The organism is Ruegeria sp. YKSE079 (assembly GCF_059612845.1).
On sequence record NZ_JBXWRJ010000035.1, the window covers coordinates 1 to 20,588 of the forward strand.

Below are 20,588 nucleotides of genomic sequence, written 5' to 3' on the forward strand. Positions count from 1 at the left end.
GCGATGTGCCCGACACACGTCCCGGGTGCTTGCGTTCCTGATTGGTGCGGATCGTGCCGTATGAGCCATTGTCGACGATGATGAAAATAGGATCGAGGCCGTACTGTACCGCCGTCGCCAGCTCCTGCCCGTTCATCAGGAAATCACCATCACCTGCGATGTAAACGGCTGGTGCATAGGGTCGCGCCACCTTGGCCGCCACCGCTGCCGGAACCCCCATGCCCATTGCGCCCGAAATCGGCGCAAGAGCGCCCAGAAACTGACGGTAGTTGAAGTGGATATTGGGCCAGTCTGCGGCGTTGCCCGCGCCTGTGGTCATGGTGGTCTCATCGGGCAGCGTTGTGTTGAGCACGCGCATCACCTCGGCCATATCGACCGGGCCGCGCTGTGCTGGCAGTGACCGCATCGCCTCATAATCCGCACGCGCCTGCGCGGGAGAGTGCCGCTTGGTCACCGGCAGCAGAGCCAGTGATTTCGCCGCCTCGTTCGGGTCGGCCAGAATGGGCAAATCGGCATGATAAAGCCGCCCCAGATCTTCGGCCCCCGGCAGGATATGAACCAGTTTACAGGCTGGTTGCGGGGCCTTGATCAGGCTGAATTTCAGCGTGGTGCCATCGTTCAGCCGTGCACCCAGTGCAATCACCAGATCGGCGGATTTGGCATATTCATTTGGCATCGGATTGCCGCCAAAGCCCAGGTTGCCGATGAAATTCGGATGGTCATGGGGAAACAGCCCCTGCCTGCGAAACCCAACCGCGACCGGCAGGCCGTGATCCTCGGCAAATCGAAGGGCGGCGGTGTGCCCGTCCTCGGCCCAGCAGGTGCCGCCCAGCAAAAGCAGGGGGCGTTCGGCCTGCGCCAGCAGATCAGCCACCTGCTCCATATCCGCAGGGGAAGGTGACGGAGGGGTCAGCTTGATTGCGGGCAGATCGGGCGTGTCGGTTGGTTCGGCCAGCATATCCTCGGGCAAGGCCAGCGCCACTGGACCGGGCCGCCCGGACAGCGCCGTGCGGAAAGCACGGTTGAGATATTCTGGAATGCGGGCGGGATCGTCGATTTCGGCCACCCATTTGACCATATGACCCAGATAGCGGCGATAATCGACCTCCTGAAACGCTTCTTTGTCACGATGGGCGCGTGGGATCTGCCCGATCAGCAGGATCAGCGGGGTCGAACCCTGCTGGGCGGTATGCACCCCGATCGAGGCATTGGTCACCCCCGGACCCCGGGTGACAAAACACACACCCGGCTTGCCGGTCGCATCCGAGTAAGCCGCCGCCATGAAGGCCGCGCCGCCCTCTTGCCGGGTGGTGTAGTATCTCAGCGTGTTCGAGCAATCATGCAGCGCATCCAACGCGGCCAGATAGCTTTCGCCGGGCACGCCAAATATGGCTTCGACCCCGTTGACCCGCAGCATATCGATCAGCACCTGTCCGCCTGTCCGCATGGCGATCACTCCTCTCGTTCCGTATTCATTCTTTGCCAACCTTAAGTTTGGCTGGAAATTGAAAATCTCGCACCGGGGCTGAAGCGAATTCACCCCGAAAACCGGTATTGCCCGGTAAAGCAATGGGCCACCGGTCCGGTCATCTCGGCCACCTCGTCAGACCGGATGCGGATTGTGACTTTTCCGGCGGGCATTTGAACCTGAACCTCTGACTGGTCGGTGCGGCCCGATAGCCGCGCCGCCTGCACCGCCGCACAGGCACCCGAGCCGCAGGCCGTGGTCAGAACGCCGGGGCGTTCATAAACTGACAGCCGCATCTGGGATGGGGACAGCATCTGAACCAGACCCACATTGACACTTTCGACAAAAATCGGGTTGGCCATGATATCCGGGGCCAAGGCTGTCAGATCCACTGCATCCAGATCGTCCGTGAAATACACCGCATGAGGATTGCCGATGCTTACGCCCACCGGGTTTTGCAGCGGCCCGTTACCCACGGGCAATGCCATCATGTCTTGCGGTGTACTCAGTGGCATCGCCTGCCAGTCCTGCGTCAATGCCCCCATCTCCACCTGCACCAGATGATCCCCGCGGCGCCTGGCGCGCAGGGGGCCAACCCTGGTGGACAGGGTGATCTCGTCAGCCCCGGCCTCCTCCAGCAGCAACCAGGCCACGCAGCGGGTGGCGTTGCCGCAGGCCTGTACCTCGGTCCCGTCGATGTTGTAGATCCGCAGATCGGCAATCACTTCAGGCCGGTCTGACGGTTCCAGAACCACAAGCTCATCCGCGCCCACACCCACCTTCGGGTCGCAAACCCAGATGATCTCTTCGGGCGTCCGGCCATAGGGCGTGGTTCGGGCGTCCACGATCACAAAGTGATTGCGTAGACCCTGCATCTTTACGAATTCAGGCATGGGCTTAGTGTTGCAGAATCTGGCTCAGGAAGGATTTGGTGCGTTCGCTTTGCGGATTGTCGAAGAAGTTCACGGGATCGTTTTCTTCGATGATCTGACCTTCATCCATAAAGATCACGCGATCAGCGACCGCCTTGGCAAAGCCCATCTCGTGCGTCACGCACACCATGGTCATCCCGTCGCGGGCAAGGCTGACCATGGTGTCCAGAACCTCTGACACCATTTCAGGATCCAGGGCCGAGGTCGGTTCGTCAAACAGCATCACCTTGGGGTTCATGCACAGCGACCGGGCAATGGCCACACGCTGCTGCTGGCCGCCTGACAGTTGGCCCGGAAATTTGTCAGCCTGCTCGGGAATACGCACTCGTTCGAGATATTTCATCGCCGTTTCGCGCGCCTCGGCTTCGGGCACACCGCGCACCCACATCGGCGCGGCCATCAGGTTTTGCAAGACCGACAGATGCGGGAACAGGTTGAAGTGCTGGAACACCATGCCAACTTCCATCCGAACCTTGTTGATATCCTTCATCTTCTGGTGCAGCTCGATCCCGTCGACGATGATCTGCCCTTCCTGATGCGCCTCAAGCCAGTTGAGTGTGCGGATCATGGTGGATTTACCCGAACCGGACGGCCCGCAGACGACGATCCTGTCGCCCTTGTTGACAGTAAAATTGATATTCCGCAGCGCGTGGTAGTTGCCATACCATTTGTTGACGCCGCGCATTTTGATGATGGGCTCTGCCATGACGCGGCCTCCTAATGGCTTTTGGTGCGGAAGTGACGCTCGATCCGGCCCTGGATCAGCTCCAGACACATCGACAGCATCCAATAGATCAGTGCAGCGGTGATCAACATCTCCATATGCTGGAACGTTTTGTTACCCAGCGTGCGCGCCAGAAACATCAGTTCCCAAACACCGATGACCGATACCAGCGAGCTGTCCTTCAGCATCGCGATGAACTGGTTGCCGGTAGGCGGGATGATCAGCGGCAGCGATTGTGGCAGGATGATGCGGCGCATGGTCAGGTCAAACTTGAAACCCAGCGAGCGCGACGCTTCCCATTGGCCCTTGGCAATGGATTGAATACCGGCCCGAAAGATCTCGGTCATGTAAGCGCCATAGCAAAGCGTCAGCGCCAGAATCCCCGCCGGGACCGCGTCGATCACATAGCCCAGCTGCGGAAGGCCCAGATAGATCAGATAGACCTGCATCAGCAGCGGCAGGCCCCGGAAGAATGAGGTGTAAAAGCTGGCAATCGCATAGGCAAACCCGTTCGAGGACAACTTTGCAACCGCCCCGATGATGGCCACAATCGAGGCCAGCGTGATCGAGATGGCCGAGACGTACAGTGTGGTGAACACACCCTGACTGACCATGAACCAGACTTTTGAACGGATGAACTCAAAGTTCAGATCAAAGCCGTAGAAAAAGGCCAGAAACAGGGCCAGCAATTGCAACCAGACCACGATCACCTGCAGGCGGAAATTGAGAAACCCGATTGTGACAATGTTCAACACGAGCAGAATGCCCAGCACGAGGCCCGTGGCGAATCTTCCGTACAGCCCGGATTCTCCGGGCTCTCCAATCACCGGGCGCATCATCTCGCCAAAAACTGATCCGCTCGTGTCGATCAGGAAAAAGAATGCAACTGCAGCCGCCAGCATTACGGCAATTATCTTGGGTTTGTGGACAAGCGGATCGCTCACCACTGTATCTGCGTATAGCATTGGCCCGCCTTTACTGTCGGTCGGCCAGTTTGGGACAGGCCGACCGATTTCTGTTTTTATTTGGTGGAGGTGTAGTCGACCCCGTACCACTTTTCGCTCAACGCGGTCAGGGTACCATCCGATTGCATCTCAGCGACAATAGAGGCCAGCTTGTCGTTCAGATCCTGATCGCCCTTGTCGATGGCAATGGCCAGCGGTTCGTAGAATACCGGATCGCCCAATATCTTAAGCGGATAGTTGTTTTTGATTCCCTCAAGCAACGAAGGAAGCGATCCGACCATGCCATCAAGGCGAGTGCCGTCACCAAGCCGCAGATCGTCCATGACAGCAGTCGAATCCTTGTAGGACCGCAATTCACCCGGGGTGATCTGGTATTCGAAGCTTGGAACACCTTCCGCATCAATTGTCAGGTCGTGCTGGAGATAAAGTTCGAAAACGCTTGATGTTGTTGCACCCATCGTTTTGTCATTCAGGTCCGCCAGCGATCCGGCAGAGCTGTCTTGGTGCACAGCAACCGCCGCCGGAGTGTAGTAGTAGACAGCCGGAAAACTCAACACTTCGGAGCGCGCGCTTGTCGGGGTCATCGATCCAACAGAGACGTCCCAGCGACCGTTCCAGTTGCCGGCAGTAATGATGTCCCAGGCGGGGGTCACAAACTCGACCTCGACACCAAGGCGCGAGGCGATCTCACGCGCGACGTCAACGTCGAACCCATCCATTTCGTTGTTGTCATTCAGAAAGCTCTGGGGGGCCCAGTTCGCGTCGGTTGCGACCATGATCTTGTTGTCGGACATGATGCGATCGAGCGCTTCTCCGGCAATACCTGTTCCTGCACTGACACTGAACGCGGCAACTGTCGCGGCGATGGTGAATACTCGTCTCGTTATTGTCATTTTGATCTTCCCTGGCTGGAAACGCATTGGGAAAATCTGCACGGAATTTCGTTTTTGCCTTAAGGAAATCTATTTGGCGTGTGTGAAATTTTTTCACCAACCGGATGTCGACCGCCGCCCGTCTCTGCTGCGCCAATGAGCTCCGGCGACGCGCAAAACGTGAGATCCTCCAGCAGCCGTTTCAACTATGCCTATTGGTCAGAAACAAACACAAGCATTCAACAGTATGAAAGTTTGCCTTGCCTGACCCAGGTTTCGTTCTTTTGAATGAAAGATCTGTTTGCCACCTATTAATTTACACCCAAAATTGCTGCGTGATTTACGATTGGCCGATATCGTCACAAAACAGCATCACGGAATTTCATGCCTCTGCAGAATGTACTTTGCTGCGAGTGCGTGCAGCGAGAAAATCGAACTCACAGGTTGGGTCTCTCCAGGAACCTTCGCCGGGATCTGCAGCAAGGGCAGGTCTGGGGTGGATCGACTTTCGCTGCGCGAGGTGTGAACTGGTAAGACGCGGGATAAAGCGGCCTTTGACGCTCTTGATGCAAACGGCAGTAAACCCGCGTGTTACAGACCTTTTCCAACCACCTTTGTGAACCGGCCAGATGCGGACAAAAAATTCCGGGAACAATTTACACCCTGCACATACTTTAAGCCATGACTCCTGAGCTTTGACGCACCGCGTGCAAGTCTTCAAAGGGATACACTATTGTGTTGTCTCCTGTGCTAATCTGTATCTCTTTCGCCGAGGCGACGACGCGCAGTTGAGTGCCGCTGACTTTAAAGCGCCAGCAGATGCGGTCGGCTTCGACCAGATCGAGACGCCAATTAGCCGGAGCAGTACTGTCCTGTCTTTGCTCCATCCACAGCGCCAAAGCCTCTGGGAGGTGAAAACGCCTGTTGAGCGCTGCTATTTCGTCTCCGACTGATTTGGAGACCTTGCCCAGAATGCGCGTTTTACGAAGGGCGCGCTTGCGGATTGCGCGTTTAATTGCCCGCTTGTAGCGGTATTTGGAAGCGGTAAAATAGAGCAGGCTGGCGATAAGCCCACGCGGAGGGTTGGCAGTATAGCTATTAAAATCAATCCCATGTTCAAGCAAACCGTCTGGGTCGCCTGTAGCTTCAAAGACAGAAATGCTGTCTTTTCCGAGTTCTGCAATGAAGGCTTGATCGCCGCTTGTTGTAGTCAGCACACCAGTTTTCTTGGGACGGCGGGTCTTGGCGGCTCCTGCGCGCAAACACTCTGCAGGTGGCAGGTGCGCGCCTTCAGTGAATAGACTGAGGGCTGCACATGTTGCGGGTTTAGGCAAAGCCTGCGCCAAGTCGGCCAGGCGGGCAATCATGCGGGCTGCCTTTGCAACCGGATCAGCGAAAGCAGCAGCCTTTACCGTCGCCTCAAATGAGTCTTCGGAAACGATCGCCACCGGCTCGAAATTGGCCAAAAGTCGGAGCTCTTCAATCTCGGAGATTATGGCGGGAAAACGCACATATCCTTTTTCGTAGCTGCACATGCGTAGGAATGTTTGTGCATGGCTCGCAGGCAAGGAGTTTACGCGGGCGAGCCATGCCTGTTCGTCCACCGTATCGGCCGAAAATAAGGCTGTGTCATAGGGTCTGAGTGCAGGAGAAACGTGGGGGGTAAAGCCCGTCTGTGTTGCGGCCTCTTCTGGGTTTTCCGACATCCAGATCAGTACATCACGCATAATGGCCAAGGTTTCCTGCATCTCGTAGCGTACGGCAGCTTCCATCGCCCAGCTAAGAAACCGTCTAGGATCCCCGTCGTAGTAATTGCGGGCATTGCCCATGAACTGGCTGTGGCCCCCATTGCGAACATTGCCGAGGTAATAGCCGAGTAAAAATGCGGCGCGAAGGTCAGGGTTGAGACGGTCCCAAGAAATACCGGCCTCAAGAAGAATGTGCATTTGCTTGTTCAGTAAATATGAGGGCAGTTTGCTCCCTTCCTTCGCATCGGGTGTCAGGAACAAAGGGAAAACGTGGCTTTGTGGTGCTGGCAACTACTTTTTCCAAAAAATGTTGAACTCTAAACCTCTGCATACAACGGTAGAACTTGGCTTGAAAGCGGACAGACATGCAGCGCGCAGCATTGGTCGAAGTGGGCTCTCGCCCGGCTTTCGCCGCGCGCTACACGAATGGCTGCTGTCGGGAAACGGGCCAAACTTTGCAGAGTTGGCTTTTTGCGCATAACAGCCGCATTGGCCTGTCCATGCCGCACAAGCAGCGAAGGTCTGCTTGGTAGCGACTTTTAACTTGCCCAATAGTCTGCACACGCAGCAGAGGGCAGCAAAGCCCCGCAAAGCTGAAGCCCGTCAATTGGTTTTGCGGGCGAAGCTTTCGAAGAATTTCTTGGGAAGTGAAACGCGTTTCAATTGAGGGCCGCTCCTGAACAGCCGGGAAATCGGGTTACTTGCAAAATCCATGCAAAGGGCACCCGATCGGGTGCCCTTCCAAGGTGTACAATTCGCACAAGACCCCTGTCAGAACCTGTACAATTCGGACAGTTCAGAGGCCCAGTTTGGCCGAGACCAGGTCGTTCACCGCCTTGGGGTTGGCCTTGCCGCCGGTGGCCTTCATCACCTGACCGACGAACCAGCCCGCCAGTTTCGGGTTCGATTTGGCCTTTTCGACCTGCGCCGGGTTGGCGGCGATGATCTCGTCCAGCGCGGCTTCGATGGCGCCGGTGTCGGTGACCTGTTTCATGCCACGTTTCTCAACGATTTCAACAGGATCGCCGCCTTCGGTATAGACGATTTCGAATAGGTCCTTGGCGATCTTGCCCGAGATTGCGTCCGACGAGATCAGGTCGATGATGCTGCCCAATTGCGCCGGGGAAACCGGGCTTTCGGTGATGTCGTGATCTTCCTTTTTCAGCCGTCCAAACAGCTCGTTGATCACCCAGTTCGCGGCCAGTTTTCCACTGCGACCCTTGGCAACTTCCTCGAAATACGCGGCCGATTCCACCTCGGCGGTCAGCACCGAAGCGTCATAGTCGGTAAGGCCGAAGTCATTGATGAAACGAGATTTTTTCTCGTCCGGCAGCTCTGGAAGACGGGCGGCGATGTCGTCCACCCAGGCTTGCTCGATCTCCAGCGGCAGCAGGTCGGGATCGGGGAAATAGCGATAGTCATGCGCCTCTTCCTTGGACCGCATCGACCGTGTTTCACCCTTGTCCGGATCGTAAAGCCGGGTTTCCTGATCGATGGTTCCACCGGCCTCGACGATGGCGATCTGACGGCGGGCTTCGACCTCAATCGCTTGCTGAATGAACCGCATCGAGTTCATGTTCTTGATTTCGCAGCGCGTGCCCAGATGCGAAAAATCCTGTGTTTCCTGATACTTCTCGTAGTCACCGGGACGGCAGATCGACACGTTCACGTCCGCCCGCAGGTTGCCGTTCTGCATGTTGCCGTCGCAGGTTCCCAGATAACGCATGATCTGGCGCAGCTTTGCGATATAGGCGGCGGCCTCTTCCGGTCCGCGAATATCGGGGCGGCTGACGATCTCCATCAGGCAGACACCGGTCCGGTTCAGGTCGACAAAGGACATGTGCGGGTCCATGTCATGGATCGACTTGCCGGCGTCCTGTTCCATGTGGATGCGTTCGATGCGAACCATGCGCGCGGTGCCGTCTCCCATCTCTACCAACACTTCGCCTTCGCCCACAATCGGTTGATAAAGCTGAGAAATCTGATATCCCTGCGGCAGGTCGGGATAGAAATAGTTCTTGCGGTCAAAGGCCGATTTCAGGTTGATATCCGCCTTCAGGCCCAGCCCGGTGCGCACAGCCTGTTCAACGCAATATTCGTTGATCACCGGCAGCATTCCCGGCATCGCTGCATCGACAAACGAGACGTTTGAATTCGGCTCGGCCCCGAATTGGGTCGATGCACCCGAGAACAGTTTGGCATTGGACGAAACCTGTGCGTGCACCTCCATCCCGATCACCAGTTCCCAGTCGTGCTTGGCACCGGCAATGATCTTGGGTTTGGGCATTTCATAGGTCAGGTCGAGCATGGCGCGCCTCATTTCCGCAGCAGTCTGAGCTTGCGTATTAGGCCCGGCAGGCGCGAGGGGCAAGGGGCAATGGAAACCCGTGTGTGTTCCCGGCCATGGGGGAAGCCGCAAAACCGGGGTTCAGAGCGCCAAGGGCGAGTTAGAACCAAGGATCGCGGGTTCCCGTAAGAACTTGCAGCGCGCTACTGCGCGTGAACTTGCGGGCCGGACGGGGTGAAAGTGATGTGCTGCCCGCCGCGTAACTCGTCCCGGAACATCGTTGCGATGACCTCCAGCGCCTGCCGATAGCCGCGAGCGGCGAACCTGCTGGGAGAGTTGATGCGCGCACTGTTGTTGAACCCGTCTGCGGCATGCGCCCAGATCAAAGGATGCAACTCGGTCAGATGCTCGCGGATCAGCCAGTTGGCAGCGTCGGCTATGCGAACCCGGGCAAGGTCGGCTTCTTCGTTAAGGCCAAGGCCATTCTGCAGGGTGATGGTGCAATAGGCAGCAAGCAGATTGATCATTTCCTGATCCGGGCGGCGCTGCGCGATATCGCGCAGTCCGTCGATAAAGAACTCGACATCCACACGGGCGCAGGCATTTTCATCCAGCGCAATGGCGTCGAACTGAACCCATGCATATCCGCCCGCGCCCCATTGGGCCTGTGTATAGGATGCAGCGCGGCGCGCTTCGAGTTCCAGTTCGTCATAGCTGCCGAACCACCGTGGCAACAGGTGGTTGCCCATCGCCCGCATGTGGCGGTGATTGGCGGGGTCCAGAGCAATCAGTGTTTCATATTGATCTGCAACCCTGATACCCGGTGATCTGCGGCCAGCCAGAAGCGCACAGCAGGCTGACATAACGCTGGGACTGTCGGGCGCAGCTTCGCGGCATTTGGTGAGCAACGCGTGTGCCCGATCGAAATGGGCGGCACAGCGTTCGCGATTGATCCGGGGGAGAGTTGTTTCCCATCCCGTGCCGCGCCATGCCCACGCAACATCGATATGAGCCTGCGCGACCACCAGACCGATCATCGGGTTATCGTCGTTTTCCTTTAGCACGACTTCCAGATCGTTTATACCGCCGACCAGCGAAGGATCGTCGGCGGCAACCCCTTCGGCCAGACCGTGTTCGACCGCAAGAATGACATCCGATCTGGCGCCATAGGCCAATAGCTCTGCAATCGGAGTGCAGCTGGGAGCCTTGGCACGCGCAGCGTCAGCGTCGGCAATCTCTGTCGCGAGTTGTGACCACAGCTCTTGTCGGGCAAGGTCGCGACCGCGATCAAGGTTCTCGCGGCCGATCAGATCGTCGGCGCTACGCGTGGCGACGGGAATGAAAAGGCGCTCCTCGGGCGCACTGGCGCGCTCATCAGGGAGCATCCAGAAGGCATTCTTGGAGGCGCAGTCAAATCGGCGCCAACCAGGCAGGAGAGAGGAAAATCTCTGAGCAATCTCAAACATTGATACGTCCATCAGGAAGCTACTCGTAAAACTCTGCATTGTGTGGCCTCGCATTGCGGCAGAAACATGGCCGGCAGCCGACCAAACACAGCAATGTTATTAAATCGGAAGGGCAATGGCGCGTTTGCAGTTTTTCAGAACACGCGGAAGTGGTGACGCTCGGTGCGGATACCCTTATTGAGGAGGGCCTCTTCGAACTCGCGGTGCGGGGGCATCGACTCGTCGGGCAGGCGAACACGTTTGCCGGAGGCCAGACAGGCCGAAACACGGACCGAGAAATCCCAGCGAGTGTCAAAACGGAAATACTCTATCTCGCTCAGTGGCAAGCTGCCGCTGCGCCGACCGGTGAACCAACTCAATTCGGTGTCGTCAAGGCTCATGCCGGCCCGTGTATCCGCAATCACATCCCAGAGTATGGGCAGCGTAGGAAGCACCAGCAGGGCCACCAACCACCATACGGCACTGAACAGGATGATCAGTGCGGTCAGTCCGCCATAGACAAGGATAAGGATCACGACCGCACGTTGGGTGCGGTTGTGGCGGATGAATTCGAACCTGTTTGCAATGGGATCGGTCAAGGGAGCTACCCCCCAAGGATACGCGACACCATTTCGCTCGTGTCGCGCGACAAGTTTGGAGTGGCGTAGACACGGTTCAATTCGGCCTTTATCTTGTTTTGCCGGTCGGTATCGTACCGTTTCCACGTCTGGAACGCAGTGCTCATGCGGGCGGTGGTTTGCGGATTGACGGGGTCAAGCCGGATCAGCCAGTCGGCCAGCAGGCTGTAGGACGCTCCGCTTTCATGATGGAACCCGGCGTGGTTCATTGCCAGAGCCCCCAAAAGTGCGCGGAATCGGTTCGGATTTTTCCAATTGAAATCTGCATGTTCTGTGAGATTTTGTGCGATTTCCGGTGTTTGTTCCGGTGTGGCCAGCGACACTTGCAAACCGAACCATTTGTCGATCACCAGCCGGTCGTCCTTCCACTGATCATAAAAGGCGGCCAGTTCGGCCTCTCCCTTTCCGGATTTCAAAAGATGCGTCAGCGACGTCAGCTGCAGGGTCATGTTGTCTGCGTTAGCGTATGCCTTGGCCGCCAGAGCGCCGCCATCGAGACGGGAAATCAGGGCCAGAGCGGCACTCCCCAAAGCGCGTTTTCCAGACTGTTCTGCATCGGGGCGATAGGGAGCATCGATTTGCGACTGGCTGTGAATGCGCGGCAGCAGGTCCTGCAGATGCTGGGCAGTCGCCTGGCGGAGTGTTTCGACGGCGGTCCAGATTGCCATCGGATCGGGTGTCGTGCCGCGTTCGTGCAGGGTGGCGGCCAGTTCCGACTGGGTCGGCAGGCCCAGCATCAGCGCACGATAGGCCGGGTCGAGGTTGTCGTCCCGCAGAACGGCCAGCATCCCGTCCAGATAGTTGGTGTCGGGTGCCGCGTCCCGGGTGATCATCCGCAACAGCGTGTCCTGCGCCAGCGATCGCCCGGCCTCCCATCGGTTGAACGGGTCGGTGTCGTGGGCCAGCAGAAAGGCACGCTCGGAAGGCGTGCTGTCGCGTTCAAGGATGACCGGCGCGGAAAAGTCGCGCAGGATGGAGGGGACGGGTTTGGAATGCAGGCCCGGAAAGGCGAAACTCTGCTGTTTCTCGGTTAGCTCCAATACCTCTGTTTTTAGAACTTCGTTTCCATTTCGACCAAGCAAGCCTACTGCAACGGGGATCACGTGTGGTTGCTTGTCGGGCTGCCCCGGCGTCGCAGGCGTCGATTGGCTGAACGTCAGCGTATATGTACCATCGGCCCAGTTTTCCGCGACCTTCACCCGTGGTGTTCCGTCTTGCGAGTACCAGCGTTTGAACTGGCTCAGGTCGCGGCGAGTGACATCTTCGAAGACCTGCAGCCAGTCTTCAATGGTGCAGGCCTGACCATCGTGCCGATCAAAATAGAGATCGAGCGCCTTGGCATAGGCCTCGTCACCCACCAGACGCTTGAGCATCCCGATGACCTCGGCGCCTTTTTCGTAAACGGTGGCGGTGTAAAAATTGTTGATCTCCTGAAAGCTTTCTGGCCGGACCGGGTGCGACAGCGGCCCGTTGTCCTCGGGGAACTGGCGGGCGCGCAGCTCGATCACGTCATGAATGCGCTTGACCGGGGCCGAGCGCATGTCCGAGGTGAACTGGGCGTCGCGGAATACCGTCAGTCCTTCTTTCAGGCAAAGCTGAAACCAATCGCGGCAGGTGATGCGGTTGCCGGTCCAGTTATGAAAATACTCATGGGCAATGATTGCCTCGATCCGCTCGAAATTGGCATCCGTCGAAGTTTCGGGGCTGGCGAGAACACAGGAGGAATTGAAAATGTTGAGTCCCTTGTTCTCCATGGCACCCATGTTGAAATCATCGACCGCGACGATGTTGAACACCTCCAGATCGTATTCGCGGCCATAAACCTCCTCGTCCCACGTCATGGATTTCTTCAGCGCTTCCATTCCAAAGGCGCATTTGCCTTCGTCACCGGGACGGACGTAGAGATTCAGATCGACCTTACGGCCCGAGCGGGTTGTGAATTGGTCGGAATGGGCGACCAGATTGCCCGCCACCAGCGCAAACAAGTAGGCGGGTTTGGGCCAGGGATCATGCCATTCAGCCCAGCCTTCGCCATTTCCTGCTGGATTTCCGTTGGACAGAAGAACCGGGTGCGGCCCATCCCCGGGCACTGTGTCGCCATTCGACAGGACAAAGGGCTGACCGCTATCGATCCTGACGGTGAACGGGGCCATTACGTCTGGGCGGTCAGGATAAAAGGTGATCTTGCGAAACCCTTCAGCCTCGCATTGGGTGCAATACATCCCGTTCGACATATAAAGTCCTTCAAGCGCGGTATTTGCACTGGGGTTTATCTCGACCTCGGCCTCCCACACGAAAGGCGCCTCGGGGTCGGGCAGGGTAGCCGTTAGAATGCCATCTCGGATGTGGGATTTCCAATCCTGCCCGTTGATCCTGGCCCATCGCAAGGTCATGTTCTCGCCGTTGAGGCGGAACTCGCGGTTGCCGGATTCCGGGTTGGGGCGGAACCGGATGCGTGACGTGACCAGGGTCTTGGTCGGGTGCAACCGGAAGGTCAGATGGACATCGTCGATCAGAAACCCGAATGGTGCATAGTCCTTGAGGTAGATCGTGGTCGGGGCGGCATCGCGCATCATAGGCCTCGTGTGGGTTGACTGCGTCGCGACCCTATGATGGTTCATCGTCGGGCTGCAAGCGCGGGTGGGCAATCGATCGGCTTTCTCGTATTTCCGAAAGGATTGTCTTGCAGATCCGAATAATCCCGGATTTTGTGGCGGTTGCCGGGCGCAGGGGGCTGCGCTAGGTAGGGTCTGCATACAGTTGCACACAGTAGCGGGGCGGGAAAATATGAGTGACAGGCTGGATCGGAACGGGCTGAAGGTGGCCGCTGAACTGGCAGAGTTCATCGAAACGAGGGCTTTGCCGGCCAGTGGTGTTTCGGTGGATGCTTTTTGGGCGGGGTTGGCGCGGATGGTGGCGGAACTGACGCCTAAAAATCGCGCCCTGTTGGCCAAGCGCAGTGAGCTGCAGGCCAAGATCGACGCTTGGCACATCGACCACCGTGGCAAGGCCCACGATCACGAAGCTTATAAGGCTTTCCTCACCGAAATTGGTTATCTGCTGCCAGAAAGCGATGACTTCGAAGTCGAAACCGCAAATGTTGATCCCGAAATCGCGACCATACCGGGGCCGCAACTTGTGGTGCCCATCACCAATGCCCGCTATGCACTGAACGCGGCCAATGCCCGGTGGGGCAGCCTGTATGACAGTCTTTACGGTACTGATGCGCTGGGCAGCCTGCCGTCGGCCGGTGGCTATGACCGGGGGCGCGGGGCACGGGTTGTGGCCTGGGCGCGTGTGTTTCTTGATGATGCGTTCCCGGTCTCGGGCACCAGTCACGCGGATGCGCGGCGTTACCATATCAAAGAAGGTATGCTGCTGGTGGATGATCTGCCGTTGGAGCAGCCCGAAAAATTCGCGGGCTACAAGGGCGATCCGCGTGCGCCGGATTCAGTTTTTTTATGCAACCACGGTCTTCATGTAGAGCTGGTCTTCGATCGCGCCCATCCGATTGGTAGCCGCGATCAGGCCTGCCTGGCCGATGTCCGGATGGAAAGCGCTGTTTCGGCAATCATGGATTGCGAGGATTCGGTCGCGTGCGTCGATGCCGAAGACAAGGTATTGGCCTATTCCAACTGGCTGGGTCTGATGAAAGGTGATCTGACCGAAGAGGTCAGCAAGGGTGGAAAAACCTTCACCCGGCGACTGGCGGGGGACAAGACCTATACCACTCCCAGCGGCGAGATGGCGGCGCTGAAGGGGCGCGCGCTGATGCTGGTGCGCAACGTGGGCCATCTGATGACCAACCCGGCCATTCTGGATGGAGAGGGGCAGGAAATATTCGAAGGGCTTATGGATGCCCTGATCACTGTCATGATCGCAAAGCACGATCTGGATCGTGAGGGCGGCAATTCGGTTCATGGCTCGGTCTATGTGGTCAAGCCCAAGATGCACGGCCCGGAAGAAGTGGCTTTTGCAGTAGAGACTTTTGACATGGTCGAGGACATTCTTGGTCTGCCGCGAAATACCGTGAAAATCGGTATAATGGATGAGGAACGACGCACGACGGTCAACCTCAAGGAATGTATCCGCGCCGCGAAATCGAGGGTGGCTTTCATCAATACAGGATTCCTCGACCGGACGGGCGATGAGATTCATACATCGATGGAGGCGGGGCCATTCAGCCGTAAGGATTTCATCAAGCGCAAGGCCTGGATCGGAGCTTATGAAAACCTCAATGTCGATATCGGGCTGGAATGCGGGTTGCAGGGCCGGGCGCAGATCGGCAAAGGCATGTGGGCCATGCCCGACCGTATGGCGGCGATGCTGGAGACCAAGATCGAACACCCCAAGGCAGGTGCGAACTGCGCCTGGGTGCCCAGCCCAACGGCAGCAACGTTGCATGCGCTGCATTATCACAAGGTCGATGTGTTTGCGGTGCAGAACGCACTGAAAGCCGGCGGGCGCCGGGCGCATGTGGACGGCGTTCTGGACATCCCGCTGGCAGCGTTCCGCAAATGGTCGCCCGACCAGATCCGCCGCGAAGTGGAGAACAACGCGCAAGGTATTCTTGGATATGTCGTGCGGTGGATCGATCAGGGGGTCGGATGCTCCAAAGTGCCCGACATCAACAATGTAGGCCTGATGGAAGACCGCGCCACCTGCCGGATTTCGGCTCAGCATATCGCCAACTGGCTGCATCACGGCGTCGTATCAGGGCAGGACGTCATGGCCGCAATGCGTAAGATGGCGGCTGTGGTCGATGAGCAGAACGCGGACGACCCGGCCTATCGCCCCATGGCCCCGGGCTTTGACGGCATCGCCTTTCAGGCGGCGTGTGATCTGGTGTTCAAGGGGCGTGAACAACCCTCGGGATATACCGAGCCGGTGTTGCATGCGCGGCGCTTGGAATTGAAGGCCAGCCTGCGCTAAGGATACATAGGCAAGCGGCAAAAGCCCGCTGGCAGATTTCTGATGTCCAGATGAAAGGGACAGGATATGGCAATTACCCTGCGGCGTGCGCGCACGATCATCCGAAAGGCTTTGGAAAAAGGCCACGAGATGGAGTTAAAACCCCTTTCAGTTGTCGTTCTGGATGCCGGAGGGCACGTGATTGCCTTTGAGCGCGAAGACGGTGCGGCGCCGGGCCGTTTCGCGATTGCGCACGGCAAGGCTTATGGTTCGATCATGTTGGGCATGGCGGGCACGGCGCAAATGCAGCGCGCCGAAGGTCAGGCCTATTTCATGGCGGCCGTGAACGGGGTCTATGGCGGGCAGGTGATCCCGGTACCCGGAGGCGTACTGTTGCGCGACAAGAAAGGCGCTGTCATCGGAGCAGTTGGCGTGACCGGTGACACGTCGGACAATGATGCGGCAGCGGCGCTGGCGGGAATCGAAGCAACGGGCCTTATCGGAGAGGTTTGATTTTTCGCCGCGAGGCGGGCGTGTCCGGGGCAATCCATCCGGCCAGCACTGCAGAAATGACAAAGGTCACGATCCCGCCGATTGCATCTGTCAGATGATGGCCGCCATGCATCAGGATTGCGGGTATCATCAAGGTATTGAGAGCCAGGGCCGGATAAATCAAACACGTACCCCTGAGGTACCAGACCGCCAGAAGTGCCATGACGGTGTGATACGAGGGAAATGCAATGGCGCCCACGATGTTTTCCGGGCCAATTTCCGGCAGGCCGTTGTCTGCCAAATGTCTCAGATAGGCGCCGTATTCGTTGTTGGTGACCAGCCCCGTCACTTCAATTGTTCGCTCGGGGATATTGTAAAATGCCGATGGCCCGACGCTTGGTGCAATCCACCAGATCAGTGTGGTCAAAAGCAAGCTGATGCTTCCTGCAAGCAGTGTCTGATGCAATCGAAGAATTTGACCGGTCAAAGATAAAAAGGCCACCAGAGCAAAAAGCTGTGCCAGAGAACTGATATAGACAAGGCCCAGAACCCGCGAGGCCAGGGGATAGTTCCCGAAAAACTCGACGAATGCGGGCCAGCTGTACCCGAAAACGGCGTCAATTCGCATCAGGGTCAGGTCGGTGCTCAGATCCTGCGTCGGAAAGCGCAGGAAAATCAGGAGCGTCGTAAAACAGGTGAAGCCCAGATAAATACTGTTCGCGATGGCCAGGTGGGCGAGGTTTTCGCGGTTTTTGCGAAGCCGTATATATAGTCCAGCCGCGAAGAGGGCCGCAGCAGATGCCGCGCCGGTGCCGAAACCGCGCCAATCAACGGGCTTAGCGTAAGCTGTGGATACGACGACGCAAAGCAAGGCGGTCACGACCAGCAGGATCAGGAGCAAGATCTCATTGGCCTGCAACGCGGACTTGAAAAACCGGCGCAAAAGAACTGTGTCGGAACAATGAGACGCGTCGCTCATGATACCTCGATCGGAAAAGGTTCACATGTGTCGATTGGCCGATTTTTGTGTCCAATTTGTGACGCCCGTGCGGGATTGTTGAGGAGTGTGACGTGTTTGGGTGGGGAGCGGGACATGTGGGCTGAGTGCATCAATGAACATCACATTGCGCTGTCGTGCAGGCCGTGTTCTGTTGCGGGGCCAGTTGCGACGCGCTAGGTTCGGGGCAACACACTCAACAAATTGGGAAAACCCATGGCGCGCCCGGTCGTCGGTATCATTGGAAACTCCTACCTGATCAACGATGAATATCCGACGCATGCCGGGGGGACGATGAACTCGGACGCGGTTGCGAACGTGTCAGGTTGTCTGCCGATGCTGGTACCCGCCGATCCGCGGTTGGTTTCGGTGGCCGAGCTTATGGAAGTGTGCGACGGGTTTTTGTTCACCGGTGGACGCCCCAATGTTCATCCGGAGGAATATGGCGAAGCTGCGACCGATGCGCATGGCGAGTTTGACCGGGCGCGGGATGCAATTACCCTGCCTCTGATCCGCGCTTGCGTCGAACGCGGTCAACCGATCCTGGGGATATGCCGTGGGTTCCAAGAGGTGAACGTCGCGCTGGGCGGAACGCTCTACCCGGAGATCCGGGACTTGCCGGGACGCATGAATCACCGCATGCCACCTGACGGCACGTTGGAGGAGAAATTCGCGCTGCGCCACGTCGTCACGCTGACGGAGAACGGTGTGTTTCACCGGCTGTTTGACGCGCCGCAGGTGATGACCAACACCTTGCATGGGCAGGGTATCAAGGTGCCGGGGAAGGGTATTGTCATTGATGGTCATGCTCCGGATGGCACGCCCGAGGCGATCTATGTCGAGGATGCACCGGGCTTTACCCTGTCGGTGCAGTGGCACCCCGAATGGGATGCCGCCAACGACCCGGTGTCGCGCCCGCTGTTCACTGCCTTTGGCGATGCCGTTCGCGGTTGGGCGGGGTGCAGGGGAACCGGGATTTATCGTCAGACCGCCTGATCCAGTTTGAGAACCACATCATTTTTTGGGGCCAGCTCGTGCATCAAGGCGTCGGCGCGTGCCATGAATTTTTCGCGCGCTGAGGCTGCAAAAGGATTGTCCTGTTCGATAGCGTGAAAGACGCCGGGCGGGTCATGACGCACCATGTCGATCGCTTCGCACAGACAATCAAAGCTTGCGGTGGTCAGACGGTTTGGCAACGGTTCCAGAGCGGTCATGGCGCGGGCGATGAAATGGGTGAGGCCCTGTGCGATGGCGGCCTCATGGTCATGCTCTTCGGCTGTTACAAGAAAAGGACGCAAGCCAAGATGGCGGCGCATCAGGGCGGCGAGTGTCAGGCAGGCGTCACCGCGAATTCGGCATACAGCGATTTTTCGACCCTGCACGCCTTCCTTTGCGCTCTGCGGTCCGAACAATGGGTGCGTGCCGACAATCTGGACGTCGGATGGCAGGAGCCTCACCATGGCTTGAACCGGGCCGATCTTGACCGAGGCTACGTCGGCAACGATGGCCCCGGACCGCAGATGTGGGGCAATGGATTTGAGCGTCGTATCCAGAGCGCTGACAGGCACGGCAAGAATGATCAGATCGCATTGCGCAACCTGAAGCGGGGTGCCGCAGGTGATACTGGCAGGTGCGTTGTTCATCATCGGGTCGTGTACGATGATGGGAACAAGCGGTGACAGCTGCCGGACGATCAGGCGACCAAATGCGCCAAAGCCCATGAGGCCAACAGATCTGATTTCGGGTCGGGTTTGCATCGGGATACTCCGGGGGGTGGGCCGCGATGCAGGAAAGTGGATAAGTTCGAACCGCCTGTCGCGGCGGTTGAACATGATTGAGCGCCCGCCGTTATATGGACGGGGGATAATAGAAATTAACGAAGAAGGTCCGTTTCTTGCTCATGCGACGTGCTCTAGCGGCAAAGGCCGGTTCGGGTCAAGCCCAGAAGGGCAAACCCGCCTGAACGAGCGGGCTTTTCAAGGCGGTTTCAAACCAACAGATTGAAGCTCTTGTTAAAGGGCATGCTGCGCGCCCGATGTCCGGTCAGGTCGAACAGAGCGTTGCCGAGTGCAGGCATGGATGGGGGCGTTCCGGGTTCTCCGGCACCGCCCATGAAACGGTTGGTTTCCAGCACGCGGACCTCGACCTGGGGTGCTGTATGCATGCGCATCGCGTCATAGTCTGGGAAGTTCAGCTGTTCGACTTCGCCGTCAGCGAACGTGATTTCGCCGAAACAGGCAGCGGACAGACCGTACATCATGCCACCGAACATCTGTGCCTTGACGGTTTCGGGATCCAGCGCCAGCCCCATGTCGCAGGCGATCCAGGCCTTGCTGATGCGGATAGTGCCGGAGTCTTCGATCACTTCGATCACCTGCGCAACCGGGGTGCCGAAGCTATAGGTAAAGGCCACGCCGCGCCCGACGCCATCGGGTGTCTGGCCTGTCCAGCCAGACATCTCGCGCACCGCTTCCAGACAGCCCGCCGAGGGGGCGTGTTCGTCCTTCATCAGTTCCAATCTGAATTCCAGCGGGTCGCTCCCGGCGGCATGGGCCATCTCATCCATGAATGTTTCGTGGAAGAACCCGTTGTGACTGTTGCCGACCGAGCGCCAGAAACCGACTGGGACCTGCAGATCGGCAATATGGCCGCTCATGCGGTAGTTCGGCACGGCATAGGGTTGGTTGAAGAGCCCCTCGACCAGCACCTTGTCGGGACCGCCGCCCGCGAAACCGGTCACTCTTGCCACGGCTTGGTGAGTGGGGGACTGAGACGCGACTTTACCATCGATCAGAACCGCCTTGCCGTCCACAACAGCACCGCGCATCCGGGCGATAGCTCCGGGGCGGTAGAAATCGTGGCGCATGTCCTCTTCGCGGCTCCATGTGGTCTGGACAGGGACATTGGGCATGGCCATTGCGACCTTTGTCGCGATCACGCCAAAGTCGAATTCGCCGCGGCGACCGAAACCGCCACCAAGATAGGTGGTGTGAACCTCTACGGCCTCGGTGTCGAGATTGGCGGCGCTGGCGCATTTCATCTGCATGATAGTTGGCGCCTGATTGCCGCCCCAGAATTCCAGCTTGTCACCCGAGAACAGGGCGGTTGC

General features: G+C 58.0%; 16 protein-coding genes. 3 read left to right on the forward strand and 13 right to left on the reverse strand.

All coding sequences use genetic code 11. The features are described from left to right. From AC2FMY_RS21260 to pepN, 10 genes are all read right to left on the reverse strand, one after another. On the reverse strand, positions 1–1,447 hold a 1,447-nt coding region (locus AC2FMY_RS21260), incomplete at its 3' end, for a thiamine pyrophosphate-binding protein (RefSeq protein ID WP_496808033.1). An 89-nt stretch (positions 1,448–1,536) separates the two neighbouring features. Beyond that, positions 1,537–2,361, reverse strand: a complete 825-nt coding sequence (dapF, locus tag AC2FMY_RS21265; protein ID WP_496746969.1) for a diaminopimelate epimerase — start codon at positions 2,359–2,361, stop codon at positions 1,537–1,539. A 4-nt stretch (positions 2,362–2,365) separates the two neighbouring features. Next, entirely contained in the window at positions 2,366–3,106 is a 741-nt protein-coding gene (locus AC2FMY_RS21270; RefSeq protein WP_480749236.1) for an amino acid ABC transporter ATP-binding protein, read from the reverse strand. Positions 3,107–3,117: 11 nt separating this feature from the next. Beyond that, a complete protein-coding gene (locus AC2FMY_RS21275) occupies positions 3,118–4,089 on the reverse strand; it encodes an amino acid ABC transporter permease (RefSeq protein WP_496808034.1) in 972 nt (323 codons plus the stop codon). A 56-nt stretch (positions 4,090–4,145) separates the two neighbouring features. Beyond that, positions 4,146–4,982, reverse strand: coding sequence for a transporter substrate-binding domain-containing protein (locus tag AC2FMY_RS21280; protein ID WP_480749238.1), 837 nt, complete (start codon positions 4,980–4,982; stop codon positions 4,146–4,148). Between the two features lie 653 nt (positions 4,983–5,635). Continuing rightward, complete coding sequence (locus AC2FMY_RS21285) at positions 5,636–6,907, reverse strand: DMP19 family protein (protein ID WP_496808035.1); 1,272 nt, start codon at positions 6,905–6,907, stop codon at positions 5,636–5,638. Positions 6,908–7,505: 598 nt separating this feature from the next. Next, positions 7,506–9,017 carry an Asp-tRNA(Asn)/Glu-tRNA(Gln) amidotransferase subunit GatB gene (gene gatB, locus AC2FMY_RS21290; protein WP_496746395.1) on the reverse strand — a complete coding sequence of 504 codons (1,512 nt, stop codon included), beginning with the start codon at positions 9,015–9,017 and terminating at the stop codon, positions 7,506–7,508. A gap of 182 nt (positions 9,018–9,199) precedes the next feature. After that, complete coding sequence (locus tag AC2FMY_RS21295) at positions 9,200–10,381, reverse strand: hypothetical protein (protein WP_496746397.1); 1,182 nt, start codon at positions 10,379–10,381, stop codon at positions 9,200–9,202. 215 nt (positions 10,382–10,596) lie between these two features. After that, entirely contained in the window at positions 10,597–11,040 is a 444-nt protein-coding gene (locus AC2FMY_RS21300) for a hypothetical protein (protein ID WP_496746399.1), read from the reverse strand. Positions 11,041–11,045: 5 nt separating this feature from the next. Beyond that, positions 11,046–13,652, reverse strand: a complete 2,607-nt coding sequence (pepN, locus tag AC2FMY_RS21305) for an aminopeptidase N (RefSeq protein ID WP_496808036.1) — start codon at positions 13,650–13,652, stop codon at positions 11,046–11,048. A gap of 214 nt (positions 13,653–13,866) precedes the next feature. Between pepN and AC2FMY_RS21310 the strand changes: the two genes are divergently transcribed. Both AC2FMY_RS21310 and AC2FMY_RS21315 read left to right on the forward strand, forming a co-directional pair. Continuing rightward, a complete protein-coding gene (locus AC2FMY_RS21310) occupies positions 13,867–16,011 on the forward strand; it encodes a malate synthase G (protein ID WP_496808037.1) in 2,145 nt (714 codons plus the stop codon). A gap of 66 nt (positions 16,012–16,077) precedes the next feature. Next, the gene (locus AC2FMY_RS21315; RefSeq protein WP_480749245.1) at positions 16,078–16,503 is read left to right on the forward strand and encodes a GlcG/HbpS family heme-binding protein; all 426 of its coding nucleotides are present in this window, start codon (positions 16,078–16,080) and stop codon (positions 16,501–16,503) included. Here AC2FMY_RS21315 and AC2FMY_RS21320 read toward each other — a convergent pair. Next, positions 16,487–17,461, reverse strand: coding sequence for a phosphatase PAP2 family protein (locus AC2FMY_RS21320; RefSeq protein ID WP_496746405.1), 975 nt, complete (start codon positions 17,459–17,461; stop codon positions 16,487–16,489). The two genes, AC2FMY_RS21315 and AC2FMY_RS21320, sit on opposite strands and share 17 nt — an antisense overlap. Before the next feature lie 234 nt (positions 17,462–17,695). Here AC2FMY_RS21320 and AC2FMY_RS21325 point away from each other — a divergent pair, with 234 nt between their 5' ends. Further along, on the forward strand, positions 17,696–18,475 hold the full coding sequence (locus AC2FMY_RS21325; protein ID WP_480749247.1) for a gamma-glutamyl-gamma-aminobutyrate hydrolase family protein: 780 nt from the start codon (positions 17,696–17,698) through the stop codon (positions 18,473–18,475). Here the strand turns inward: AC2FMY_RS21325 and AC2FMY_RS21330 are convergent. Together AC2FMY_RS21330 and AC2FMY_RS21335 are read right to left on the reverse strand one after the other, a co-directional pair. Next, positions 18,463–19,236, reverse strand: coding sequence for a prephenate dehydrogenase/arogenate dehydrogenase family protein (locus AC2FMY_RS21330; RefSeq protein WP_496746407.1), 774 nt, complete (start codon positions 19,234–19,236; stop codon positions 18,463–18,465). The genes AC2FMY_RS21325 and AC2FMY_RS21330 overlap by 13 nt on opposite strands. Before the next feature lie 230 nt (positions 19,237–19,466). After that, positions 19,467–20,588, reverse strand: a 1,122-nt coding sequence (locus AC2FMY_RS21335; RefSeq protein ID WP_496808038.1) for a molybdopterin cofactor-binding domain-containing protein, incomplete at its 5' end; no start/stop codon positions are given.

Bases quoted from the DNA above. Each gene is read 5' to 3' on its own strand.
- pepN (WP_496808036.1), bottom strand. From the start codon at position 13,652: ATGCGCGATGCCGCCCCGACCACGATCTACCTCAAGGACTATGCACCA.
- AC2FMY_RS21270 (WP_480749236.1), bottom strand. From the start codon at position 3,106: ATGGCAGAGCCCATCATCAAAATGCGCGGCGTCAACAAATGGTATGGC.
- gatB (WP_496746395.1), bottom strand. From the start codon at position 9,017: ATGCTCGACCTGACCTATGAAATGCCCAAACCCAAGATCATTGCCGGT.
- AC2FMY_RS21295 (WP_496746397.1), bottom strand. From the start codon at position 10,381: ATGCTCCCTGATGAGCGCGCCAGTGCGCCCGAGGAGCGCCTTTTCATT.
- AC2FMY_RS21280 (WP_480749238.1), bottom strand. From the start codon at position 4,982: ATGACAATAACGAGACGAGTATTCACCATCGCCGCGACAGTTGCCGCG.
- AC2FMY_RS21285 (WP_496808035.1), bottom strand. From the start codon at position 6,907: ATGCACATTCTTCTTGAGGCCGGTATTTCTTGGGACCGTCTCAACCCT.
- AC2FMY_RS21330 (WP_496746407.1), bottom strand. From the start codon at position 19,236: ATGCAAACCCGACCCGAAATCAGATCTGTTGGCCTCATGGGCTTTGGC.
- AC2FMY_RS21315 (WP_480749245.1), top strand. From the start codon at position 16,078: ATGGCAATTACCCTGCGGCGTGCGCGCACGATCATCCGAAAGGCTTTG.
- AC2FMY_RS21325 (WP_480749247.1), top strand. From the start codon at position 17,696: ATGGCGCGCCCGGTCGTCGGTATCATTGGAAACTCCTACCTGATCAAC.
- dapF (WP_496746969.1), bottom strand. From the start codon at position 2,361: ATGCCTGAATTCGTAAAGATGCAGGGTCTACGCAATCACTTTGTGATC.
- AC2FMY_RS21275 (WP_496808034.1), bottom strand. From the start codon at position 4,089: ATGCTATACGCAGATACAGTGGTGAGCGATCCGCTTGTCCACAAACCC.
- AC2FMY_RS21320 (WP_496746405.1), bottom strand. From the start codon at position 17,461: ATGAGCGACGCGTCTCATTGTTCCGACACAGTTCTTTTGCGCCGGTTT.
- AC2FMY_RS21310 (WP_496808037.1), top strand. From the start codon at position 13,867: ATGAGTGACAGGCTGGATCGGAACGGGCTGAAGGTGGCCGCTGAACTG.